This window comes from Nonomuraea sp. NPDC002799 (assembly GCF_053592075.1).
In genome coordinates this window covers 77,515-99,897 of the sequence record NZ_JBSFVA010000016.1, presented here as the reverse complement: position 1 = coordinate 99,897, position 22,383 = coordinate 77,515, and the positions used below count along the sequence as shown (strand labels likewise).

Below are 22,383 nucleotides of genomic sequence, written 5' to 3'. Positions count from 1 at the left end.
CGAGAACCTGTTAGGTGGCTGAACGTGGCCGCAACAGTCTTTGATAGCCCGCCGCTCGGCTTGTCGCGGGCGCCCCGGCTCTTGCGGATTGGCGCAGCATCATGGGACGGAGTCCGCTCAGCGGTGGCACGTCACCTCGTTAGCCGTCGAAGCGGGCCAGGTAGAGGTCAGCCAGCTTCGGCGGAGTCGAGATGGCGGGTGTCACCGAGGTTGACGACCGTGCGGTTGTGGAAGTAGTCGTCTTCGCGCAGCGTGGTGATGCTGCCGGATGGCACCCGGAAACTGGCATGACCGACCGCCTGGATCGGCATCTTGATCCAGGAAGTCACGACGAATGTCAGGGAGCCACCGTGCGTCACGATGATCTGGTGTTCGCAGGGGCGTTGCAGGATGTCGTCCATGGCCGCGTAGATGCGCTGCGCCAACGCCGCCTTGCTCTCGGCACCTCCCACGCCCTCGTCGTGTTCCAACCGCTCCCCGGCAGCCGGCGGCGGGACGAATCGTTGGTCCAGCCACTCCTGTGGCCTTCCCCCCGCCTCTCCGTAGGATTTCTCCCGTAGCCTGCGGTCCAGGATTGGTTTCACGCTGAACAGCTCGGCAACCTTCTCGGCCGTTTGCCGGGTGCGCTGCAGATCCGATGAGAAAAGCTCCACATCGGCGCCGTCCGGGATCTGGGCCCGCAGCGCCTGGGCAATGAAGGCCGCCGCGCTTAGGCCGGCTGGCGTCAGCTGCGAATCATGCCAACCGCCGACAACCCCCTCGACGTGGTGCGTCGCCTCCGGATGGGTGACGACGTAAATGGTGCGCATGAGTGAACTCTTCCTGTTGGAGGCTGTTATTTGGTGATCTTAGGAGTGGTTCACGAGTTCTCTGAATGTCGATGATCACGGCTCTGTCGCCGACCGTGGTCACGGGCTGTAACCGGCGATGGTGCAACCGACGACGTGAGAGAAGTGCGACATCCTCAGGTGGAGGGTGGTGCCGCAGGCCGCGAGGTCGTCGAGCTGGGTGAGCTTGCCTTCGGCGGCGGCCAGCCATGCTGACCCGAAGGTCCTCGCCTTCGCCGAGTAACCTTCGCGCTCGGCCTCGGCGATGCGGGCGATCAAGTTGTCGCGACTCTCTTCCAGGCGTCCTCGCTGTTTTGGGCCCGGCCGTAGAAGTGGGCACTCGCACGTTGGCTACTCTGCGTGGCGACGGTTCTTGAGCCAGTGTTCTTCTCTGCGCATTACGTGCTGCTTCCGGTCGAGCGACTGACGGGCCGGCGGGTGTCTGGCATGCCCACGGCATTCGGTCCGTTCCAGTTCGATCGTCACCAATACGATGACGCCCTGCGCGCGCTGAACGCCGCAATCGGCTCCGACGAGACGTGATCCGCACCCGCTAGCACCAGTTCAGAGAAGCCTGCGTTAGATGCCTCCGCCTTCGAGTTGACGCAGCGGAGAAGCCCCGACTCGAAGAGTCCACGCCAACCTCGGCCGGTGTCGCATGATCTCGTGCGGGGACAACGACGACGGTTCAACGGCCCGCTCAGAATGACGCGGGCCCGCACAGCGCTAGCATCGAGTTCCGTGATCGTATGGCTCAACGGCACTCATGGGGCAGGCAAGACGACGACCAGCGCACTCGTGCAGCAACTGATCCCGGACTCACGGGTGTTCGACGCCGAGAAGGTCGGCGAGACGCTCATGGACATCACGCCGGGGCTGCCCGGGACGGACAACTTCCAGCACTGGCCGCCGTGGCGGCAGCTCGTCGTCGAGACCGCCCGCCGCGTACTCGACTACACCGGCGGCACTCTGGTGATGCCCATGACGGTCCTGGTCGAGCAGTACTGGCGTGAGATCAGCACGGGCCTTGCCCACCATGCCATCCCGGTAAGGCACTTCGTCCTCCACGCTGACCAAGACACCCTGCGCGGGCGCATCGAGGGGGACACTCTTCTTGGCCCCTCCCCATTCCGTCTCAAATACCTCGAGCCCTACGCCGAGGCGGCCCGCACGTGGCTACACGGCCAGGCCGAGGTCGTCGACACCACGCACCTCACACCCGCCCAGGCCGCCCTGCAGATCGCGGAGGCCCTCAAGATTTGAGGTCCGATCTCAGGCACCTCATCGCTGCCGCCTGCTGATCTCGTCAGCTCTCTCGACATTGAGGTACGACGACGGCGTGCCCGAGATCTCCGGTTCAGGCGCCGGCGCCGCCGTCCACCGGCACGATCGCGCCGGTCACCATCGATGCCCGGTCGCTGAGCAGCCACGCGGCCACCTCGGCGACTTCACGGGGTTCGGCCATCCGTCCGAGCGGGATCGATGCCTTGATGTGCTCGACGATGCCAGGGGTCGCCGCCTCCCACGCGTCGATCATCTCCGTGGCGGTGCCGCCGGGGGTGACGCCGTTCACCCGGATGCCATCACGGGCCCAGCTCACCGCGGCGGTCTCGGTGATGCTGTTGAGCGCGCGCTTCATGGCGCCGTACGCGGGGAGGGCGGGGTTCGCGCGGCGGCTGCCGATGCTGGAGGTGTTGACGATCGCCCCGCCACCGTTCCGTCGCATGAGTGCGGCCTCAGCCGTCATGGCGGTCCAGTGCGCCCGGAAGTTCACCGCGAACTGCTCCTCGACGTCCTCATCGCTCGTGATGTCGAGCGGTCCGGGCTGCTGGCCCACCCCGCCGTTGTTGAACGCGCCGTCGAGCCGTCCATGCAGCTCCTCGACGCGGTCGACCGCCGCGCGGATGCTCGCACGGTCGGCGAGGTCCAGGGTGACGGCGTCGGCGACGCCGCCGTCGGCGCGGATCTCGGTGACTATCCGCTGCAGGGCGTCGGTGTTGCGGGCGGCGAGCACGACGGCGGCCCCCTCGGAGGCGAAGAGCCCGGCCGCGGCCGCCCCGATGCCGCGGCTGGCGCCGGTGATGAACACGACCTTGCCGGTGAGCAGGCCGATGGGTGCGGTGTCGATGTTGTTCGTCATGACGACAGTGTCAGGTCGTCCACCAGGCCGTATACAGGCACGGACGGTACCAGGATCCATCGCCGCGCAGCGTGCACACTTGGGATATGGACAAACAGGAACTCGGGGCGTTTCTCCGTAGCCGTCGTGAGCGGCTCCGGCCGCAGGACGTCGGGCTGCCCTCGGGCCCGCGACGCCGGACACCGGGACTTCGCCGCGAGGAGGTCGCCGTCCTCGCGCACATCTCCACGGAGTACTACGTCCGGCTCGAGCAGGGCAGGGCGCCGCGACCGTCGGGCGAGGTCCTCGCCGGGATCGCAGGCGCACTGCGGCTCACGGACGCCGAGTCCGGCCACCTGCACGTCCTCGCGGGAACCGCGCCGAGCCGTACCGGACTGCACCGGCGCGACGTCCGACCGAGCATCCTCGCGCTCCTTGAGCGGCTGCCGCAGACGGCCGCTTTCGTGATGTCGGCCACGTTCGAGGTGCTCGCGTGGAACGACCTCGCGGCCGCGCTCATGGAGGACTTCACTGACCTCGCCCCGCAGGAGCGTAATCTCGCGCGCCGGGCATTCCTCGGGCCGGCGCGCGCCGATGCGACGCAGTACCGGATCTCCGACGCCGCGGAGTTCCGGCTCCAGGTCGTCATGGAGCTGCGATCCACCCTCGCCCGGTACCCGTCCGACCCCGTGGTGAGCGAACTCGTCGACGAGCTCCGCGACGCCAGCCCCGAGTTCGCCCGGCTCTGGGAGCGGCACGACGTGCAAGCCGCGCCGATGCTCACGAAGACGTTCCGTCACCCGGTCGTCGGGGAGGTCACCGTCGACTGCGACTCGCTCACCCTCACGGACCGCGACCAGTACCTCGTGCTCTACAGCGCGCCACCAGGATCGCCCGGCGCCGAAGCCCTGGCTCTGCTGAACGTCCTTGGAGCCGAGTACGTCAAAGCGAGCAGGTCACGCTGACGGAGCCGGACACGGTCCCCAGGCATAGAGGGACGCGAGATACCGCTCTCAGCGGATCGTCTCCAGCCGGGGCGTGGCGCCGAGCACCGGTCTCATCCGCCGTCCATCGCTCACAGCCGCACGGGGATGAGGGCGCGGAAAGCGATGAGTACCAGGTTGTCGGCCGCGCATGGCATGCTGCCTGACATGGCGGGAACCGATCCAGCACTCGTGACCTTGGTCGTCGGCGATGAGGAGTTGCTGGTTGAGCGGACGGTGAGTGTCGTCGTCGCGGCGGCGCGGGCCGCTGATGCCGGTGCCGAGGTGCATGACCTGATGGGGGGCAAGGTCGCGGTCGGTGAGCTGATGCAGCTCACCTCGCCATCCCTGTTCGGCGATCGTTCCGTGGTGGTGATCCGGTCGGCGCAGGATCTGAGCAAAGACGTCATCGCCGAGATCGTGACCTATGCCAAGCGGCCCGCCGACGACACCGTGCTGGTGCTGGCGCACCCAGGCGGGGTCAAGGGCAAGGCGCTGGTCGACGGGGTGAAGAAGGCCGGGGCCAAGGTGGTCACGGTCAACAAGATCACCAAGGCCGGGGAGCGGCTGGAGTTCATCAAGGGGGAGTTCAAGCGGGCTGGGCGGAGCGTTTCCGGGGAGGCGGCTCAGGCGCTGCTCGATGCCGTGGGCAACGATCTGCGGGAGCTGGCCGCGGCCTGCAGCCAGCTCACCTTCGACACGGAGGAGAAGACGATCGGCCCGGCCGCCGTGGCTCGCTATCACAAGGGGCGGGCCGAGGTCAGCGGGTTCAATGTCGCGGACTCCGCGGTCGAGGGCCGGCTGGCGGATGCCCTCGAACAACTGCGGTGGGCGCTCGGCACCGGCGTCGCACCGGTGCTGCTGGTGAGCGCTCTGGCCGGCGGGTTGCGGTCGTTGGCCAAGGTCGGCAGCGCCCCGCGCAACCTGCGGGGCGGCCAGCTGGCCAGCCATGTCGGCATGCCGCCGTGGAAGGTCGATCGGGTCAGGCGGCAGTTGAACGGCTGGGGGCCGGAAGGGCTCTCGCGGGCGATCCAGGCGGTGGCCAGAGCGGATGAGCAGGTCAAGGGCGGGGGAGCCGATCCGGCTTACGCGTTGGAGCACACGGTCCAGGTCATCGTGGCCAGTCGCACCGGGCGGTAAGGGCTGCTGAGGACCGTGTTCTAGGCAGCCCGCACAGGTCCGGCGGGGCCGTATTCGTGGTAGGGGGTGGGGTGCGCGACCCAGGAGTCCGCGCACCCATGAAGAGCACGCGGACTCGCAGGCGGACCGTTGAGGCAGGATCAGGCGGGCACGTCGGTCAGGCGGGCACGTCGGTCAGGCGGCGCAGCGTGAACGGCTCGGCAAGGATCTCGTCCAGGGCCTGGGCGACGTGCTTGAAGTGCGGCAGCGAGAAGTGATACTCCAGCGCGGCGCCGCTGGTCCACTCCTCCACGATGATCATGCGGTCGGCACGGGCGGGGTCGGCGTAGGGCTGGTAACCCAGGCAGCCCTCCTCCGCCAGGGACGGCGCGATCATCGCGTTCAGCTCCTCGCGCAGCCGCTCCTCCGCGCCGGGCTTGGCGGTGAAGCGGGCGATGATGGTGAGGGTGTTCGACACGGTAGGACTCCTGATCTGGTGCTGTGTTCGGGGCGACGATGTCCATCTTCCGGGTCCGGCCCAGGACTACCCAGAGCTCCCTTCAGCCGGGGCTCGACCCGCCTGGGTCTGGCAGGACCAGGCAGAACGCACCATTAATGGCCAATACTGGGCATATGGATCGTGCGCAACAGCTCAGCGAGTTCCTCAAGAGCCGGCGGGCCCGGCTGCGTCCGGACGACGTCGGCGCGGGCGGTTTCGGCGGCCAGCGGCGTGTCCCCGGGCTGCGCCGCGAGGAGCTGGCTCTGCTGGCCGGCGTCAGCGTCGACTACTACACCCGCCTGGAACAGGGCCGGGCCCGTAACGTGTCTCCCGACGTGCTGGACGCCGTGGCCGGCGCACTCCGCCTCGACCCCGACGAACGTGCGCACCTGCGCAACCTCGCCAAGCCGAGCAGCGCCCGCAGACGCCCCAGCCGCCCGCAGCAGGTCGGCCCCGAACTGCGCCAGGCCCTGGCGGCACTCGTCACCGTCCCCGCCTACGTCATCGGACGCCGCCTGGACATCCTGGCCTGGAACGAACTGGCCCGTCTCCTGATCGCCGACTTCCCCGCCCTGCCCGCGGCCGAGCGCAACATGGCCCGCCTGGTGTTCCTGGATGAGGCGGCCAAAGACCTCTACCCCGACTGGGACACCAAGGCCCGCGACACCGTCGCCAACCTCCGCCAGGATGCCGGCCGCCACCCCGAGGACCCTCAGCTCGCCACCCTGGTCGGCGAACTGTCCCTGCACAGTGCCGACTTCCGCCGCCTGTGGGCCGACCACGGCGTCCAAGGCAAGACCCGAGGCCGCAAACGATTCGCCCACCCGCGACTCGGCGAACTCGCCCTCGACTATGTGGCCATGCGAGCCCCCGACGACCCCGACATGACCATGATGATCTACAGCGCGCCGCCGGAATCCGAGGCCGCCACCTCTCTGCGGCTGCTGGCCGGCCTCTCCGCTTCAAAGTCCACCACCAGGTTCTGACTCGCAGGGGGCGGCCTCCCGATGCCGGGGAATCAGCGTGGGGGTCGGCGGTCGGTTTCCAGGCCGGCCAGGAGCTGTTTGAGGAGGGCGTTCAACGTTTCCTGGCCGTCGGGGTCCAGGGTGTTCACCATGCCGGACTCCACCTCGCAGCGAATGGTCATCGCCTCCACCCACAGCTCGTGTCCCTTGAGCGTGAGCTCAACGTCCACCCGGCGCCGGTCGTCCGTGCTCCGCACCCGCCGGACCAGGTCCGCCTTCTCGAGCGTGTCCAGCCGCCCGGTCATCCCGGCGGGCGACAACAGCAGATCCGTGGCCAGCTCGGTGGGGGTCGCCGACCCGCCGCGGGCCGTCAGCCGGTGCAGCGTCTCGAACGCGAAGTCGGCGATCCCGACCTCGGCCAGCGCCGCCGCCTTGGTGTGGGCCAGGTGCTTCACCAGGGACTGCATGCGCGTGACGATCGCCTCCACCCGCTCGTCGAAGGGCGCCTTGCCACGCCAGCGAGCCAGATGGCGATCGACCGAGTCCTCCATGTCCGAGATCATACGGTAGCAAGTATTTTGTTGACGAAATATTCGCTGACGAAATATGGTCGGCGACCATGATGAACCGATTAGTGATCGGCCGCTGCCTGTCCGCGCTCGCCACGGCGCTCATTCCGACGACCTTGACGCTGGCGGTGCTGCGTACGACCGGCGACGGCGGGGCGCTGGGCATCGTCCTGGCCAGCGAGCTGGTTCCGCTCCTGCTGTTCCTGCCCGTCGGCGGCGTGCTGGCCGACAGGCTCAGGCCCCAACGCGTCGCCCTGCTCGCCGACCTGGTCCGGTGCGCGTCGCAGGCCGCCATCGCCTCCGAACTCCTGCTGGGTGTGCACCGTCTTCTCGACCTGGCCCTGTTGTCGGCCGTGGCGGGCGCCGCCATCGCGTTCGGCAGTCCCGCCGTGCCGAGGCTGGTCGTCGCGGTGGCGCCCGCCGAGGACCGGTTGCGGATGAACGCGCGCATCGGTGTGGCGACGAGCCTGTCCGCCGTGGCCGCTCCGGCGCTGGCCGGAACGATCGTGGTGGTCGCGGGGCCCGGGTGGGCGGCGGCGCTCACGGCGCTGCTGTTCGCTTGCTCGGCCCTCACGCTCGGCGGGCTCAGGCCGCGGATCTCCGGCCGGACAGTGCCCCCGGGAGAGGACCGTACGCCCGAGGCTCGGCGTGCCTCCTTCGGTCAGGATCTGGCCGACGGGTGGCGGGAGGTCAGGCGGCGGCCGTGGTTCCTGGCCTGTGTGCTCGGGCACGGCGTCTGGCACTTCATGGCCGGGCTCTTCCTCACGCTGGCTCCGCTGACGGCCGTCCAGCACCTGGGTGGGGAGGCGAGCTGGATGGTGATCGTGCAGAGCGGCACGGTCGGCCTGCTCCTGGGCGTGTTCGCGGCGCCGAGGTTGCCCATCCGGCGGCCACTGGTGGTGGTGCAGGCAGGCGCGTGCTGCTACCTGCTGCCCATGGTGGTCCTGGCCGTCCAGGCGCCTGCCGGGGTGCTGGCGGGGGCGTACTTCGTGGCGATGTTCGGGCTGGGGGTGCTCAGCCCGTTGTGGGAGACGGTGGTGGCCGAGGAGATCCCGGAGGAGGCGCTGGGGCGGGTGCGCTCGTTCGACCAGCTCATCTCGTTCGCGTCGCGGCCGTTCGGGTTGGCGGTGGCGGCGCCGCTGGCCGGGGTGACCGGGGTGACGGCGCTGATGGTGACCGGTGGCGTGCTGGTCGCCGTCGCCAACCTGGCCGCGATCCTGCCGTCATCCCGCGCCGTCGCGAAGCGGCCCGCAGCGTCGGCGACGTGAGGGCCGCCGGGGGTCATGGTGCCGCCGGCACGTCCTCACGCACCACCCCGTCGCTGATCTCCAGCACGCGATCGGCCAACGTGATCAGACTGGGGTCGTGGGTCGCCACCAGCGCCGTGACACCCTCACTCCGTACGACCGCCCGCAACAACTCCATGATCTGCCGCCCGGTCTGCGAGTCCAGCTGCCCCGTGGGCTCATCCGCCACCAGCAGCCGAGGCCGGTTCGCCAGGGCGCGCGCGATCGCCACCCGCTGCCGCTGCCCCCCGGACAACTCGTACGGCCGCTGATTGACATGCTGCTCCAGCCCCACCAGGGCGAGCAGCATGTGCACCCGGGCCTCCCGCTCCGCCACCGGCATCCGGAGCAACCGCATCGGCACGCCCACGTTCTCGGCCGCCGACAACACGGGGATCAGCCCGAACGACTGGAAGACGAAGCCCACCACGTCCCTGCGCAGCGACAGCAGGGCGTCCTCGGACATGGCGGTGACCTCGTGCCCGTCCACCAGCACCTGTCCCGCGTCCGGCCGGTCGAGGCCGCCGATCTGGTTGAGCAGGGTGGTCTTGCCCGACCCGGACCGGCCCCTGACGGCGACCAGCTCTCCAGGACGCACCGAGAACGACACGTCCCGCAGCGCCACGACCTCCTTGGGCCCGCTCCGGTAGACCTTGCGCAGCCCTTCGACCACGACCAGCGGCGAATCAGTCATCGGACGGCTCCTCTCGGGCGGGCCACACACCGATGTGGTCGGACTCGAGTTCGAGCCGCACCCGCCGCTCCATCTCCAGGGCGTTCATGAAGTCGCGGGGAAGCTGCAGCCGCCCCACCCGGTCGAGCACGGCGTACTCCTCGGCGATGATCTGCCCCTCGGCGTCCGCCCGCCGCAGCGTCTCACTGCTGGTACGCCCGTCGCGAATGCCGACCGTCCGGTCCACCTGCTCCGACACCAGCGGATCGTGCGTCACGATGACCACGGTCACGCCCAGCTCCCTGTTCGCCTTCCGCAGCGCGTCGAACACCAGCTCCGAGGTCTCGCTGTCCAGCTCCCCGGTCGGCTCGTCGGCGAGGATGAGCTGCGGGGAGTTGGCGAGCGCGACGGCGATGGCCACCCGCTGCTGCTCGCCGCCCGACATTTCGGGTATTTTCCGGGTGGCGCAGTAGCCCACGCCGAGCAGCTCCAGCAACTCCGACGCCCGTTCCCGGCGCGCCCCGCGACCACCGGCCAGCTTCATCGGCAGCTCGACGTTCTCCGTGGCGGACAGGTACGGCAGCAGGTTCCGCGCCGTCTGCTGCCAGATGAAGCCCACCACAGAGCGCCGGTAGCGCAGCCGATCGCGCGCGTTCATGGCCAGCAGGTCCATGCCCGCCACCTTGGCCACCCCGGCGGTCGGCACGTCCAGCCCGGACAGCACGTTCAGCAGCGTCGACTTGCCGGACCCCGAGGCCCCCACGATGGCGACCAGCTCACCCTTGTCGATCACCAGGTCGAGCCCCTGCAACGCGACGACCTCGACACCCTCGGTCTTGTAGATGCGCACGAGGTTGTCGCAGACGATGTGCGAGTCGCCCCCGAACGCGGCCTTCTCCCGCGTCGCCTTGGCTTCCAGCTCGGACAGGGTCGGGTTCATGACAGATCCCCCACTCGAAGGACGGCGCCGAGACTGCGGCGCCGGCTGATGGCGGTGTGCGCGTACGCGCCGAGCACGGCGACCGCGGCCAGCCCGGCGGTCAGCATGATCGGTGTGACGAGGTCGAGGGAGTAGTCGCCGACGGGCAGGTCACCGGCGTACGACGACAGATCCACGCCGGGCCCGAGCGCCGCGGGCAGACCGAGGCCCAGCCCGAGCCCCACCAGCGCGGTGAACACGATCATGGGCAGGATCTCCAGCACGGTCAGCCGCTCCGCCTGCCGGTCCGACAACCCCAGCGTCCGCAGGAACGACACCGCCCTGGCCCGGTCGGCCGCCCCGATCACCAGCGACAGCAGGACGGCGACCAGCGCGTACAGGGCCAGCGCCACCGTCACCACGATCAGCGTCCAGCGCACCGTGCCCGTCAGGGGGTCGTCCTGGATGGCCCGCAGCGCCCCCGCCTGCGACTCCACGTCGGCCGTCGGCACCAGCCGGGTGAGGGCGCCGAGTGAGACGTCCCCCCTGATCAGCAGCGTGTTCACGGCGGGCCGGGTCAGCACGTCCAGCGGCACGACGAGGAACTTGCCGGTGCTGAAGAAGCCCGGCACCGACTCGATCACGCCCTCTGCGGGCAGCTTCAGCCGCGACTGCCAGCCGACGTCGAGCGTCTCCCGCCCGCGCAGTTCGGCGGAGACGAGCGCGCCCTTGGTCAGGGGCGGCAGGCTGATCGGGGCGTCGCCCATGAGGCGCCGCCACTGGGCGACGTCGACGGCGATGGCCTCCGCCCGCTCCCCGCCGTACCCGATCTGCACTCTGCCGGTCTGCGCGGGGACCACCTGCTCCACCCCGTCGAGCGCGCGCACCCGCTCGACGGTGGCGGCGGGGATCTCGATGTTCGAGGTGAGCCGGATCGGCGCTCCCACCTGCTGCCAGGACGCCAGTCGCTGCGTGCTTGCGATCCCGTCGGAGATCACCGCCGCGAACACCGACACGCCCAGCGCCGGCAGCAGGATCAGCACCGGCAGCGCGGCGGCAGAGCGCGCCCTGGCCGCCCTGGTCAGCCCCAGGAACGGCACGGCCGACCGCCCGCGCGCCGTCAGCCGGACGAACAGCCGCAACGGGTACGGGTAGCACCGCAGGGTGAGCAGCGCGGCCGCGAGCGTGAGCGCGATGGGCACCAGCAGCAGGAACGGATCCTGACCGGCGGTGGAGCTCAGCCCGCGGGCCCGCAGCAGATACGCCCCGGCCAGGGCGAGCACCACGACCAGCACCTCCAGCGTGGCCCGCCGGGCCGACGGCCGGGCGGCGGCCACGTCCGCGCGGCGCTCGTGCAGTGGCGTGCGGTGCGTGAGTGCCGACTGTGCGGCGGCGTAGCCGACGGCGACGACGACCACGAGCACCGGTCCCGCGTGCACGATGGGCAGGATGGGCCCCGGCACGAGGTAGGACAGCGCGTACCCGGCCAGGGCCGCGGGCGCCACCGCGAGCGCGGTCAGCGCCGCCGCCGCGCCCGACACCTGCCCCAGCGAGCCGCCCCGCGCGCGGGTCAGCGCCAGCGTGTGATCCAGCCGGTCGGTCAGCAGCCGCGCGGCCAGCACGATCACGCCGAGCGCCACCACCAGCAGCCCGCCGAGCACCAGGTACATCACGGTCTGCGCGGTCGCCAGCGCGGCGACGAAGTCGTCGAACAGCTTGGGCAGCCCGGTCCGCAGGTTGCCGGGGGCGGTCGGCTGGAGGGCCACGACCCGTTCGAACTCGGTGACCGCCGCCTGGAGGTCGGGCACGGCCAGCGCGCCGGCCGCCCCGGCGTCGATCGGCAGGATCCAGCGGTAGACCAGGTTGCGCCCTCCGCCGCTGAGGGCGGTCAGCCCCTCGTCGGAGGTCAGCGAGGTGATGTGCCGCTCGAACTCCAGCGCCCCCTGCGGCAGCAGCCGCGTGACGTGCAGGAGGTCGGCATTGTGCTGCCAGTAGCGGTCGCCGGGGTCCTTGGCCTTGAAGGCGCCGACGATCTTGACGGCGACGTAGTCGCTCTCACCGACGGTCTTCGTCTGGCCGATCCGCAGGCCCATCTCCTGCAGGGCCTCCTCCACGACGCCCACCTCGACCAGCGGGATCGTCGCGCCCGCGTACCGCGTCGTGGCGGGCTTGCCGGGTGCCCGGCCCTGGATCCAGTCCACGCGCCGGCCGGCGTCGGACAACCAGCCGAGGTTGAGGTACATCTTGCCGCCCGACCCGGTGACGGGAGTCAGAACGGTCTTGGCGCTCTGGTGGCTGGAGCCTGAGCCGGCGGGCACGACCAGCGGGCGCAACGCCGGCGGCACGAGCTTGCGCGCGCGCTGGTCGAGCGTGTCGAACTGGAAGGGGCTGTGCAGGTCGTCGCCTCGCCCGCTCGGCTCCATGGTCACGGCCAGGTCGGCCTGTACGGCGGAGGCCCGGCCCAGCGCCCGGCTCAGCGCGTCGTCGAACGAGCCCTGCATCGCCCTCGGCAGGCCCGAGACCAGCAGGCAGGCGCTCAACGTCAGCACGAAGAGCACGGCCACCGTGCCCAGGTGCACCCGGGCGAGCAGGGTGATCCTCACCGTTCCTCCACGAATTGGCCACTTTGCCCCCGCATGCGGCGTGCCAGCATCGCCACGATGGCGAACAACACTCCCGCGACCAGCACCAGCATCGCCCCGGTGGCCGCCCAGGGGATGTCGAGCAGCACGCCGGGAGTGACCGCCGACGCCTGCCCGGTCAGCACGATGTGCGGCACCACCAGCGCGCCGACGACCACGGCGAGCGCGGTGCCCGCCGCCAGCGACAAAACGATGACGAACGTCTGCTCGATCGCCAGCAGCCCGAACACCTGCCGGGAGCTCACGCCGAGCGCCCGCAGGATGGCGAACTCGGCCTTCCGCTCCCGCGCCGCCACCGCCGCGTTCACCAGGAACCCGAGCGCCGCGAACACCATCGCGGCCAGGAACCCCAGCATCAGCGCCCCCTGCAGCCCGCTGGCCAGCGGGTCGTCCCGCAGCCCGGCGGCCAGCTCGCGCTGGTCGAGCGGGGTGACGTCCCATGCGGGCCGGCCCTTGAGCGCCTTCGCCGCGGGCGCGGTGTCGGCCGCGGCCAGCCACCACTCCGTGGCGGGCCGGGGAAGCTGCGCCGCCGCCAGCTCGGACGCCTGCAGCGTCCCCCAGTCGGCGAGCAGGGCCCGCTGCCCGGCGCCGGTCGTCGGCATTGTGTCCACCACGGCGACGACCTTCACCTGCAGCACGCGGCGATCGATGCTGGCCGCCCCGGTCTGCCCGACGCCCAGCTTCATCGCGGCGGCCAGATCGCTGGTCACCACCACCGGCAACGCGCCGGCGCGCGGCAGCGGCGCGAACGTGGCCACGGCCGGCCGCGCCGGAGCACTCGCCAGCGGCGGGACCGCCACCTCCTGGCCGTCGGCGCTCAGCCCGGTCACCTTGAGGTTCTTCATGTCGTAGAGCGCGCCCGTGAGGAGGCCGCGCAGCGACAGCGGGTAGGTGATCTTGCCGGCCCGCCCGGCCAGCGCCTTCAGGTCGAGGTCGATCCGGTTCTCGCCCGGCTTCAGCACGCCGAGCGACAACTCGCGCCACACGCCGAGCGCGTCGGAGAGCACCAGCCGCAGCGGCAGCTCCGAGCCCGCCACGGCGTGGACGGTCAGCGTGGCCGGCTGCCCGGGAAGGTCGAGTTCTCCGGCCTGTTCCCCGATCAGCGCGCGCGACATCTCCTCGACCGACTGCGCCGACAGGTCGGGCCGGAGCTGGAACAGCTCGCCCAGCTTGCCCGCCTCGACGCTGAGCAGCACCGCGTTCTCGCCGCTCATCTCGCTCTGCCCGCGGAAGGCGGGCGAGGCCGCCGTGACGCCGGGCAGCGTGGTGAACGCGCTCCCGCGCCCGAGCGCTCCCAGCTCCGGCCCGTCGGGCGGCCCGGACAACCGCAGGTCGGTGCCCGCCTGGTGGCGGGCCTGGTCGGCCTGCGAGGCCCGCCAGGTGGCCGCCGTCGCCATGGACACGATGCCGATCGCGATCGCCATGGTCAGCAGCAGCGCGGGGCCGGCGTACTTGAGCGGCCGCCGGCTCACCTGCCACGCGCCGAGCGCCGGGGCGAGCGTGGGCCGCCTGGAGGTCACCCGCTCGGCCAGCTTCGAGATGCGCGGCACCAGCCGCAACCCGAGCATGCCGCCGGTGAGCAGGGCCAGCGCGGGCCCGGAGATGATCAGTGGATCGATGCCGAGCTCGCCGGCGGACGTGGTGGTGACCGGCGCGCCGTAGTGCTGGAGCTGCCAGATCGCCAGCCCGGCCACGACGAGCAGCGCGAGGTCGGCGCCCGCCCGCTCGATCAGCCCCCGGCCACCGCCGCGGCCGCGCGCCGACTGCTCCTCCACATAGGTACGCCGCGTGCCCGCCATGGCCGGCAACACCAGCAACACGGCCGCGGCCAGGGCCACGGCGAACGACACCAGGAAGGTCCCCAGGTCGGCCGAGGGCGCGAGCCGCACCCCAGAGGACTTGATCCACGGCAACTGGTTGATCAGCGCGAGCAGCGGCGGCCCCAGGAACGGCGCCATGACGGCGCACGGAAGCGCCACCAGCAGTGCCTCGCCCCCGGCCAGCGCCGCCAGCCGCCCCGCGCCCGCCCCCCGCGAGCGCAGCAGCGCCACCTCCATCCGGCGGTGGTCGGCGAGCAGCCGCGCGGTGAGGATCAGCGCGTACGCGGCCAGCAGCAGGAGCTGCAGCACCGGGATCAGCATGGTGGAGCGGGCCACCAGGGACGCGGTGTCGAGCTGGGTGAGCATCTCGGGCAGGCGGCTGGCGGTCACGCAGGTCGTGCACCCGTCCGCCTTGAGCCGCTCGCCCATCCGCTGGATCGAGCCGGCCAGCGGGCGCAGCCGCTCCGGGGTCAGGGCACGCAGGTCGGGGACGGCGGACCAGGTGGCGTTCACGTTGGTGGCGAAGCGCCCGATGAACGTCTCGCGCGGCACCATGAGCGGCCCGTACGTGGTGAACTCGCCGCGCTCCAGCCCCCGGCTGAGCAACTGCTCGCCGGTCCAGCGCTCGCCGAACGGGTCGTTGAGCTGGAAGACGCCGACGACGCGGACCGTGACCGGGCGCGGGTCGAGCCGGCCCTTCGTGATGAACTCCTGGCCGGCCCTGAACCCGGAGGCCGAGGCGGCCGAGAGCGAGATCGCGGCCTCGACCTGGTCGCCGCCGGCCTTCGGCCACTGCCCGGAGACGAGCCTGGCGTGCCGGTCCAGCCCGTCGTAGCTGCCGAACCGCAGCAGCTCCGGCCGCTCCTGCTTCTCCTGCCCCGGCATGACGTAGGAGTCGGAGCGGAAGCTGACGGTGACGGCGGGCGGCGTGGTGTAGGACGTGGCCAGCTCGGCGCGTACCGACCGGTCGAGCTCGGGGAACGTCTTGGCCGTCACCGGCGCGCTGACGGTGGCGGCGGTCTGGTGGTAGGAGGCCGTCTCCATCGTCCTGCGGACGCCGGCGTCGGCGATCGAGGAGGCGTACATCGTCAGTGCGACGAGCGTCGTGGTCGCCAGCAGGATCGAGCCGAACGCGGCAAGCAGCAACAACGGCTCGCTGAACGCCCGTTTGACGACCAACGGCCCCCGCATGTGTTCCCCCCTTGCCCGTTTCACGCACTTTGGGGCAGATGTCGGACGGAGGGCAAGACGATCTCGGCAACGGTGACGCACCCGATACGCCTGTGTGATATCGAAACTGTGACAAAAGGGTGCGGAAACGAAAACGCCGCACTCCACAGGGAGTGCGGCGCTGCCGCTGCCGAATCTAGGCGGCTGCCAAAATTACTTGGCAGCCAGCGCCGCGGCCTGCTTGGCGATCGCGGACTTGCGGTTGGCGGCCTGGTTCTTGTGGATGACGCCCTTGCTGACGGCCTTGTCGAGCTGACGGGCGGCAACCCGCTGCGCGGCCACGGCCTGCTCGACGTCGCCCTGCTCGGCGGCCTCGCGGAACTTGCGCACGGCCGTCTTGAGCGAGGACTTGGTCGCCTTGTTGCGCAGGCGAGCCTTCTCGTTCTGCTTGTTGCGCTTGATCTGGGACTTAATGTTCGCCACGAAGAAGCCTCGGTGAAAGTCTAAGTGATGGATGGGGCGCGCGGGCTCGAGAGAGGGCGCGCCACACGCAGTTGTACAGCGTACCAATAAACTGGGTGGGCGCTCAAATCAACACGCCGGCCCGAATCGATCGGCCGCCCTGGCTCGGGCGCCCAGCCAGGTAGCCGCTCTCAGGATAAGGCACCCGCGGCGCGGGGCGGCCCGTGCTCAGGGAAACGAGCGGCCGGCGTCACTCAAGGCAGCCAGCGGCTGGTGTATTCACGCCAGTCCTCCTCGGTGGCGGCGAAGTCCACGTAGAGGGCGAGGCCGAAGCGTTCGCGGCGGCCGTGTTCCGACAGGGCCAGCCGGGCGCCCTCGGCGGCCATCGCCACGCTCTCGGCGGCGTCGGCCCAGGGCACGGCGTGGTCGTGGTAGGCGGGGGCGCCGAGGTAGAGGGTCTTGGAGTCGGGGACCAGATCCAGGGCGAGCCCGGCCTGGCGGGCGACGTGGCCGCCGTACAGGGACTGGAGCGGGGTGAAGGAGTCGTACGTCATGACGGCGACCTGGTCCACCCGGTCCACGACCTGCTGGAAAAAGCCCCCCGACCAGTATTTGTCGTGGGACAGGATGGCCCTGGCGGCCAGGCGCATGCCGGGGTACGGCTCGATCTGCGGGGTGGAGGTGGACAGCAGCTTCGTGTGGGCCCGCGTTCTGTCCAGCAGGTCCAGGAACTCGGTGTCGCCGTCGCCGATCGGCTCGAAGTTGTAGTGGATGCCGTCGTAGCCCTGTTTCATGATGGCGGCGACACCGGCCAGGACGTTCGCGCGGGAGGCGGGATCGTCCAGGTCGAGGGCGTTGTCGACGGACTGGCCGAGCCAGGCGGAGATGCGGACGGCGGGCGAATGTTGCCGCATCCATTTCACGAAATTTCCGGCGTTGGGGTATTTGGCGGGATCTAGCCGTCCGTCCCACTCGAACGGGCCGGAATGGACGTATACGTCCTTGATGCCGCTGGCGCGCAGCCGTACCGCCAACTGCTCCACGTCACGCTCGGTCCGGCGGCCGTCCACCCAGGCGTGGCCCAGCCACAGGGCGTCGTTGCCGGTGCTCTTCGCCCAGGCCGCTGGGGCACCGGTAAACTGGAGACGGAGCGCGGCGGCGAGCAGGCCGGCCAGCGCCACCGTGATGACCAAGGCAAGCGCGAGCACGCGTAGGCCGCGGCGGATGACGGTTCGGGCAATCACCCGGGCATGTCACCATGAAAGACGCTTGACCTCAACCCTGTCGAAACGGACTTCGGTGCGCACTCAGCCTGGCCAGACCGACCCCGCGTTGATCCGCAACTTCTGCATCATCGCGCACATCGACCATGGCAAGTCGACCCTTGCCGACCGGATGTTGCAGATCACCGGTGTGGTAGACGACCGTTCCATGCGCGCCCAATACCTCGACAGGATGGACATCGAGCGGGAGCGCGGCATCACGATCAAATCGCAGGCCGTGCGGCTGCCGTGGGACGGCCACGTGCTCAACATGATCGACACTCCCGGGCACGTCGACTTCACCTACGAGGTGTCCAGGTCGCTGCAGGCGTGCGAGGGCGCGGTCCTGCTGGTCGACGCCGCCCAGGGCATCGAGGCCCAGACGCTGGCCAACCTTTACCTGGCCATGAGCGCCGACCTGCACATCATCCCGGTCCTCAACAAGATCGACCTGCCGGCCGCGCAGCCGGAGAAGTTCGCTGAGGAGCTGGCGGGGCTGATCGGCTGCGACCCGTCCGACGTGCTCAAGGTGTCGGGCAAGACCGGCGTCGGCGTGCGCGAGCTGCTCGACCACGTGGTGCAGAGCGTGCCCGCCCCGGTGGGCAAGGCCGACGCCCCCGCCCGTGCGCTGATCTTCGACTCGGTCTACGACACCTACCGGGGCGTCGTCACCTACGTCAGGGTCATCGACGGGCACCTGGGCAAGCGCGAGCGCATCCTCATGATGTCCACCAACGCCACCCACGAGACGCTGGAGATCGGCGTCATCTCACCCGAGCCCAAAGTCTCGGAGCGGGGGCTGGGCGTCGGCGAGGTGGGCTACCTGATCACCGGCGTCAAGGACGTGCGCCAGTCGCGCGTGGGTGACACGGTCACCTCGGTGGTCAAGCCGGCGCGCGAGATGCTGGCCGGTTACGACCATCCCAAGCCGATGGTGTTCTCGGGGCTCTATCCGATCGACGGCGACGAATACCCGGAGCTGCGCGAGGCGCTCGACAAGCTGCAGCTCAACGACGCGGCGCTGGTCTACGAGCCGGAGACGTCGGCGGCGCTCGGGTTCGGCTTCCGGGTGGGCTTCCTCGGGCTGCTGCACATGGAGATCGTGCGCGAGCGGCTGGAGCGCGAGTTCGGGTTGTCGCTGATCTCGACCGCGCCCAACGTGGTCTACCGCGTGGTCATGGAGGACGGCAAGGAGCTCACGGTCACCAACCCGTCGGAGTTCCCGACGGGCGGGAAGATCGCGCAGGTCTTCGAGCCGGTCACCAAGTCCACGATCCTGGCGCCGTCCGAGTTCATCGGGGCGATCATGGAGATCTGCCAGGGGCGGCGCGGCCAGCTCCTCGGCATGGACTACCTGTCGGAGGACCGCGTCGAGATCCGCTACACGCTGCCGCTCGGCGAGATCATCTTCGACTTCTTCGACCAGCTCAAGTCCCGCACCCGCGGTTACGCCTCGCTCGACTACGAGCCCGCCGACGAGCTGGAGTCCGAGCTGGTCAAGGTCGACATCCTGCTGCAGGGGGAGCCGGTCGACGCCTTCAGCGCCATCGTGCACAAGGACAAGGCGTACACGTACGGCGTCGAGATGGCCAAGAAGCTGCGTGAGCTGATCCCGAGGCAGCAGTTCGAGGTGCCGATCCAGGCCGCCATCGGAGCCCGGGTCATCGCCCGCGAGAACATCCGCGCCATCCGCAAGGACGTCCTGGCCAAGTGCTACGGCGGCGACATCTCCCGTAAGCGCAAGCTGCTGGAGAAGCAGAAGGAAGGCAAGAAGCGGATGAAGATGGTCGGGCGCGTGGAGGTGCCCCAGGAGGCCTTCGTCGCCGCCCTGTCCACCGACTCCAGCACCGACAAGAAGAAGTAACGCTCCGCCGCCGCCGCGCGGCCCTCTTCGGTTGACGCGGCACGGTCACGTCCGCGCTCTCCGGTCGTCATTCACGGTCGCGTCCGTGCTCTTCGGCCGGCATGCGCGGTCGCGTCCGTGCTCTTCGGCCGGCGCGCGCGGTCACGTCCGCGCCGCCAGCCAGGTGCGCGGCTTGGCGGTGAGGCGGCGCAGGCCGTCGTCGCCGATCTCGACCCACTCGCTCCGCGCCCAGCCGCCCGTCGTCTGAGGGGCGAACCCGTGCCGCTGGAACAGCTCCGACGCCTCTTTCTGGGTGAGCCCGCGCGGCCCCCAGTCCTCGATGACCCGTGCCGTCCGCTCGTCCTCGCCCGCCTCCTGCTCGCCGAGCGCGCCCGCCAGCTCGTCCAGCCCGCGCGCGATGAGCCGCAGCGCGGCCTGCATCTTCGGAACGTCCATCATTCGCCCATCGATCGGCAGCGATTGCCTGGCGATCGTACCGACTACCCTGAAGAGCATGGAAGTCGTGCAGACGGCGCGGATGGTTCTCTCTCGTGTTACGGCAGACGATCTCCTGGCAGTCCACGAGATTCACTCCGATCCGCGGACGAACGTCTACAACCCCACCGGCCCCTCACCTGACCTGGAGGCGAGCCGGGCCATGCTGGACCTCTGGCTCGCCGACTGGGACGAACGCGGGCTCGGCTACTGGGCGGCCCGCCCGCGGCGGGAAGCGGGGGTGCTCGGCTTCGGCGGCCTGCGCCGCGCCATCCTCGACCAGGGCGAGGTGCTCAACCTTTACTACCGATTCCGTCCGTCGGCCTGGGGGCACGGATACGCGCTCGAACTCGCGAAGGCGGCCCTCCACGTCGGCCAGGGGCTCGGGACGATCGTGGCGGTGATCAGCGACGTCAACGAGCCGTCGCGGCGCGTGGCCGAGAGGGCGGGCATGCGCAAGGACCGCACCATCCCGTACGGGGGCGTGCCCAGCGACGTTTACGTCGGCTGACCGCGCTGCTACGTCGTCGCTCTGGCCGGCCGCGCTCGCCAGATGTACCCGGCCAGGACCGTCAGGCCGGACACCGCCTGAGCCAGCAGGTAGGGGGCGAGCTCGTCCGGTTGCGCCGCCAGAGCCATCGCGGCCGGCAGGCATCCGATCACGGCCAGGTCGATACCGGTGACCGCCCAGATCAGCGGGCCGGTGGGGATCGCGCCGCCGGGGGTGTCGATGACCGGCATCGAATGATCGACCGGATCCCGCCGGGCCATCCGGAGTGCGGCAGCCGCCAGGGCCGGAGCGGCCGGCAGCCCGAACAACCACCACGGCCCCACCACCCCGCCTGCTGCCGGCGAGCCCGCCAGGTGGAGTGTCAGGGCGCCCAGCGCCGCGGCCGCCCAGGCGCCGCCGAGCAGCCCCGGCAGCACCGACCTGGCCGCCAGGGCCCGCCGGCGGCCCACGCCCAGCAACCTCGCCAGCGCGGGATTGTCGTTGTCCCTTCGAGCCCCCGAGGTGCCCGTCGCCGCCACGGCCAGCGCGCCACCCAGCACGGCCGCCCCCAGAACCGGCGGTGCGGCACCCGCCTGCGCCAGCACGGCGGGCAGCGCGGCCGTGCCGGACATGACCGCCAGACGCCCGGGCCGGCGTGCCACGCGCCGCCAGTCGTGCCAGGCCAGGGCAAGAGGGGCCGGCAGGGACGGCCAGCGCCGCGAGCTCAGCTTCCGGGCCCGCCAGTGGTTGTCCTCGGCGATCCAGGTCAGCCCGCTGGGATCGAGCCCCGCGGCCGCGTTCGCCAGGTGGCCGGCACGAGTGGAACCGGCGATGACCGTACGGGCCGGGATCCGGCCGAGTGCCGCCCACGCCTGGCGTGCCAGCAGGGCGGAGGCCGCCACGGCCCCGGACGCGGCGGCGGCCACCATCGGCACGGAGGCGGACGCGGCGACGGTCAGCACGACGCGGGCCTGGCCGCTCACGAGCACCACTGCCAGCACCAGGAGCGCCGCCATCGCGGCCGTCGACCAGACCTGCCACGACTGGGACGCCTGGCCGAGGACCGCCAGCGCCATCACGCCCACGCTCGCCGACACGCCCACCGCCAGCGCGCCGAGCAGCCGCCACACGAGCTGGTCGGGCGCGCCGAGCGCCGCCACCAGCCCGAATCCCAGCACGACACCGGCCGGAATCGCCACCATGAACAACATCCGGCCCGTACGTCCGAGCAGGCTCCGCCGGTTCAGCGGCGACAGGATCAGCCAGGAGGCATCGGCGGCGGGCACCAGCACCGGTCCGGCGGCGCGGGCGGCCGCCAGCAAACCCGCCAGCCCCAGTGCGAGCAGCGCCGCTCCGGCGCCCATACGACCCGGATCCGCCGGCACCCCCAGGCCGGAAATCGTGGTGGACAAGGGCTGGCCGAGCACGGCGGTGAGCAACGCCAGGGTGAAACCGGCGACGTACCGATCGACCAGGCTGGGGCGGGCGCGGCGGCGGGAGGCGAGGTACGCCCGCACTGTCCGCACGCTGACCTCAGGCTCGATCATGCGGACACCCCCGAGGGGGCGACCTGGCGGGCGCGGGCGGCCAGAGACCGGTCGTGTGTGGCCATCACCACGGTGCCGCCCTCGCCCGCGTACTCGTGCAGCAGATCTCCCAGACGGCTCCGGAAGCCGGCGTCGAGACCGCGTTCCGGCTCGTCCAGGAGCAGCAGGGTGCTGGGCCGCAGCAGCGCAGAGGCCAGGGAGAGGCGCTGGCGCTGGCCGGTCGACAGGTTCAGCGGCGGCGCGTCGGCCCGCTCCACCAGGGCGAACACCTCCAGCGCCGCCTCCACCGTCATACGTGCCCGCGCGTACACGGCTCCCATCAGCTCCAGGTGCTCGCGGACGGTCAGCCCCGGGTACCAGGCCGGCTCATCGCCGAGCAGCGCCACGCGCCGCCAGAAGGCGGAGTCATCGGCGGGCGGCTCCCCGAACACCCGTATCTCACCGGAGGTGACGGGCTGGATCCCGGCCACGCAGCGCAGGAGGGTCGACTTGCCGGACCCGTTGGGGCCGACCACGGCCACGATCTCGCCCGCCGAGACGGACAGGTCCATCCCGCGGAGCACGGGATTGCCGCCGAGTTCGACGGTGAGGTTTTCGATGCTGACGATCGGGAGGCGCACCGTTCGAGCCTAGCCATCGAGATCCCGCTGCGGCCCGGGAGCCCCGGCGGGCAAGGGGATTCTGTCGGTGTCA

General features: G+C 70.7%; 22 protein-coding genes. 8 read left to right on the top strand and 14 right to left on the bottom strand.

Annotated features, from left to right (window positions below):
• Positions 1–167: 167 nt before the first annotated feature.
• Both ACWD0F_RS27380 and ACWD0F_RS27375 read right to left on the bottom strand, forming a co-directional pair.
• Positions 168–809, bottom strand: a complete 642-nt coding sequence (locus tag ACWD0F_RS27380) for a histidine phosphatase family protein (RefSeq protein WP_449880163.1) — start codon at positions 807–809, stop codon at positions 168–170.
• A 99-nt stretch (positions 810–908) separates the two neighbouring features.
• Positions 909–1,106, bottom strand: a complete 198-nt coding sequence (locus tag ACWD0F_RS27375) for a hypothetical protein (protein ID WP_449880162.1) — start codon at positions 1,104–1,106, stop codon at positions 909–911.
• Positions 1,107–1,187: 81 nt separating this feature from the next.
• On the opposite strand from ACWD0F_RS27375, the gene ACWD0F_RS27370 reads away from it, so the two are divergent.
• Together ACWD0F_RS27370 and ACWD0F_RS27365 are read left to right on the top strand one after the other, a co-directional pair.
• A complete protein-coding gene (locus ACWD0F_RS27370; protein ID WP_449880160.1) occupies positions 1,188–1,370 on the top strand; it encodes a hypothetical protein in 183 nt (60 codons plus the stop codon).
• 198 nt (positions 1,371–1,568) lie between these two features.
• Positions 1,569–2,090 (top strand): AAA family ATPase, encoded by a 522-nt coding sequence (locus ACWD0F_RS27365; protein WP_449880158.1) that lies wholly within the window; start codon positions 1,569–1,571, stop codon positions 2,088–2,090.
• 94 nt (positions 2,091–2,184) lie between these two features.
• Here ACWD0F_RS27365 and ACWD0F_RS27360 read toward each other — a convergent pair whose 3' ends face one another.
• Positions 2,185–2,967, bottom strand: coding sequence for an SDR family NAD(P)-dependent oxidoreductase (locus ACWD0F_RS27360; protein ID WP_449880156.1), 783 nt, complete (start codon positions 2,965–2,967; stop codon positions 2,185–2,187).
• A gap of 86 nt (positions 2,968–3,053) precedes the next feature.
• On the opposite strand from ACWD0F_RS27360, the gene ACWD0F_RS27355 reads away from it, so the two are divergent.
• On the top strand, positions 3,054–3,911 hold the full coding sequence (locus ACWD0F_RS27355; protein ID WP_449880154.1) for a helix-turn-helix transcriptional regulator: 858 nt from the start codon (positions 3,054–3,056) through the stop codon (positions 3,909–3,911).
• Between the two features lie 186 nt (positions 3,912–4,097).
• Positions 4,098–5,069, top strand: a complete 972-nt coding sequence (gene holA, locus ACWD0F_RS27350; protein ID WP_449880152.1) for a DNA polymerase III subunit delta — start codon at positions 4,098–4,100, stop codon at positions 5,067–5,069.
• 157 nt (positions 5,070–5,226) lie between these two features.
• Here holA and ACWD0F_RS27345 read toward each other — a convergent pair whose 3' ends face one another.
• On the bottom strand, positions 5,227–5,526 hold the full coding sequence (locus ACWD0F_RS27345) for a putative quinol monooxygenase (RefSeq protein ID WP_449880151.1): 300 nt from the start codon (positions 5,524–5,526) through the stop codon (positions 5,227–5,229).
• A gap of 155 nt (positions 5,527–5,681) precedes the next feature.
• Between ACWD0F_RS27345 and ACWD0F_RS27340 the strand changes: the two genes are divergently transcribed.
• Positions 5,682–6,533 (top strand): helix-turn-helix domain-containing protein, encoded by an 852-nt coding sequence (locus tag ACWD0F_RS27340; protein WP_449880149.1) that lies wholly within the window; start codon positions 5,682–5,684, stop codon positions 6,531–6,533.
• Positions 6,534–6,565: 32 nt separating this feature from the next.
• Here ACWD0F_RS27340 and ACWD0F_RS27335 read toward each other — a convergent pair whose 3' ends face one another.
• A complete protein-coding gene (locus tag ACWD0F_RS27335) occupies positions 6,566–7,063 on the bottom strand; it encodes a MarR family winged helix-turn-helix transcriptional regulator (protein WP_449880148.1) in 498 nt (165 codons plus the stop codon).
• Positions 7,064–7,131: 68 nt separating this feature from the next.
• Here ACWD0F_RS27335 and ACWD0F_RS27330 point away from each other — a divergent pair, with 68 nt between their 5' ends.
• Complete coding sequence (locus tag ACWD0F_RS27330; protein WP_449880147.1) at positions 7,132–8,349, top strand: MFS transporter; 1,218 nt, start codon at positions 7,132–7,134, stop codon at positions 8,347–8,349.
• A gap of 13 nt (positions 8,350–8,362) precedes the next feature.
• Here the strand turns inward: ACWD0F_RS27330 and ACWD0F_RS27325 are convergent, their stop codons facing one another.
• The 6 genes from ACWD0F_RS27325 to ACWD0F_RS27300 form a co-directional block, all read right to left on the bottom strand.
• Positions 8,363–9,061 carry an ABC transporter ATP-binding protein gene (locus ACWD0F_RS27325; RefSeq protein ID WP_449880145.1) on the bottom strand — a complete coding sequence of 233 codons (699 nt, stop codon included), beginning with the start codon at positions 9,059–9,061 and terminating at the stop codon, positions 8,363–8,365.
• The gene (locus tag ACWD0F_RS27320; protein ID WP_449880143.1) at positions 9,054–9,980 is read right to left on the bottom strand and encodes an ABC transporter ATP-binding protein; all 927 of its coding nucleotides are present in this window, start codon (positions 9,978–9,980) and stop codon (positions 9,054–9,056) included. Before ACWD0F_RS27320 ends, ACWD0F_RS27325 begins: the two co-directional genes overlap by 8 nt.
• Complete coding sequence (locus ACWD0F_RS27315; RefSeq protein WP_449880141.1) at positions 9,977–12,562, bottom strand: FtsX-like permease family protein; 2,586 nt, start codon at positions 12,560–12,562, stop codon at positions 9,977–9,979. The genes ACWD0F_RS27320 and ACWD0F_RS27315 overlap by 4 nt, the downstream gene beginning before the upstream one ends.
• Positions 12,559–15,612 (bottom strand): ABC transporter permease, encoded by a 3,054-nt coding sequence (locus tag ACWD0F_RS27310; protein ID WP_449880139.1) that lies wholly within the window; start codon positions 15,610–15,612, stop codon positions 12,559–12,561. Before ACWD0F_RS27310 ends, ACWD0F_RS27315 begins: the two co-directional genes overlap by 4 nt.
• Positions 15,613–15,804: 192 nt before the next feature.
• On the bottom strand, positions 15,805–16,074 hold the full coding sequence (gene rpsT / locus ACWD0F_RS27305; protein WP_449880137.1) for a 30S ribosomal protein S20: 270 nt from the start codon (positions 16,072–16,074) through the stop codon (positions 15,805–15,807).
• A gap of 233 nt (positions 16,075–16,307) precedes the next feature.
• Positions 16,308–17,297, bottom strand: coding sequence for a glycoside hydrolase family 18 protein (locus ACWD0F_RS27300; RefSeq protein ID WP_449880136.1), 990 nt, complete (start codon positions 17,295–17,297; stop codon positions 16,308–16,310).
• Between the two features lie 55 nt (positions 17,298–17,352).
• Here ACWD0F_RS27300 and lepA point away from each other — a divergent pair, with 55 nt between their 5' ends.
• Positions 17,353–19,179, top strand: coding sequence for a translation elongation factor 4 (gene lepA, locus ACWD0F_RS27295; protein WP_449880134.1), 1,827 nt, complete (start codon positions 17,353–17,355; stop codon positions 19,177–19,179).
• Between the two features lie 141 nt (positions 19,180–19,320).
• On the opposite strand, the gene ACWD0F_RS27290 is transcribed toward lepA, so the two are convergent.
• Positions 19,321–19,617 carry a hypothetical protein gene (locus tag ACWD0F_RS27290; RefSeq protein WP_449880132.1) on the bottom strand — a complete coding sequence of 99 codons (297 nt, stop codon included), beginning with the start codon at positions 19,615–19,617 and terminating at the stop codon, positions 19,321–19,323.
• Between the two features lie 55 nt (positions 19,618–19,672).
• Between ACWD0F_RS27290 and ACWD0F_RS27285 the strand changes: the two genes are divergently transcribed.
• On the top strand, positions 19,673–20,164 hold the full coding sequence (locus ACWD0F_RS27285) for a GNAT family N-acetyltransferase (protein ID WP_449880130.1): 492 nt from the start codon (positions 19,673–19,675) through the stop codon (positions 20,162–20,164).
• Between the two features lie 8 nt (positions 20,165–20,172).
• Here the strand turns inward: ACWD0F_RS27285 and ACWD0F_RS27280 are convergent, their stop codons facing one another.
• Positions 20,173–21,690 (bottom strand): DUF6297 family protein, encoded by a 1,518-nt coding sequence (locus ACWD0F_RS27280; RefSeq protein WP_449880128.1) that lies wholly within the window; start codon positions 21,688–21,690, stop codon positions 20,173–20,175.
• Positions 21,687–22,310 carry a heme ABC exporter ATP-binding protein CcmA gene (gene ccmA, locus ACWD0F_RS27275; RefSeq protein WP_449880126.1) on the bottom strand — a complete coding sequence of 208 codons (624 nt, stop codon included), beginning with the start codon at positions 22,308–22,310 and terminating at the stop codon, positions 21,687–21,689. The genes ACWD0F_RS27280 and ccmA overlap by 4 nt, the downstream gene beginning before the upstream one ends.
• Positions 22,311–22,383 lie beyond the last annotated feature (73 nt).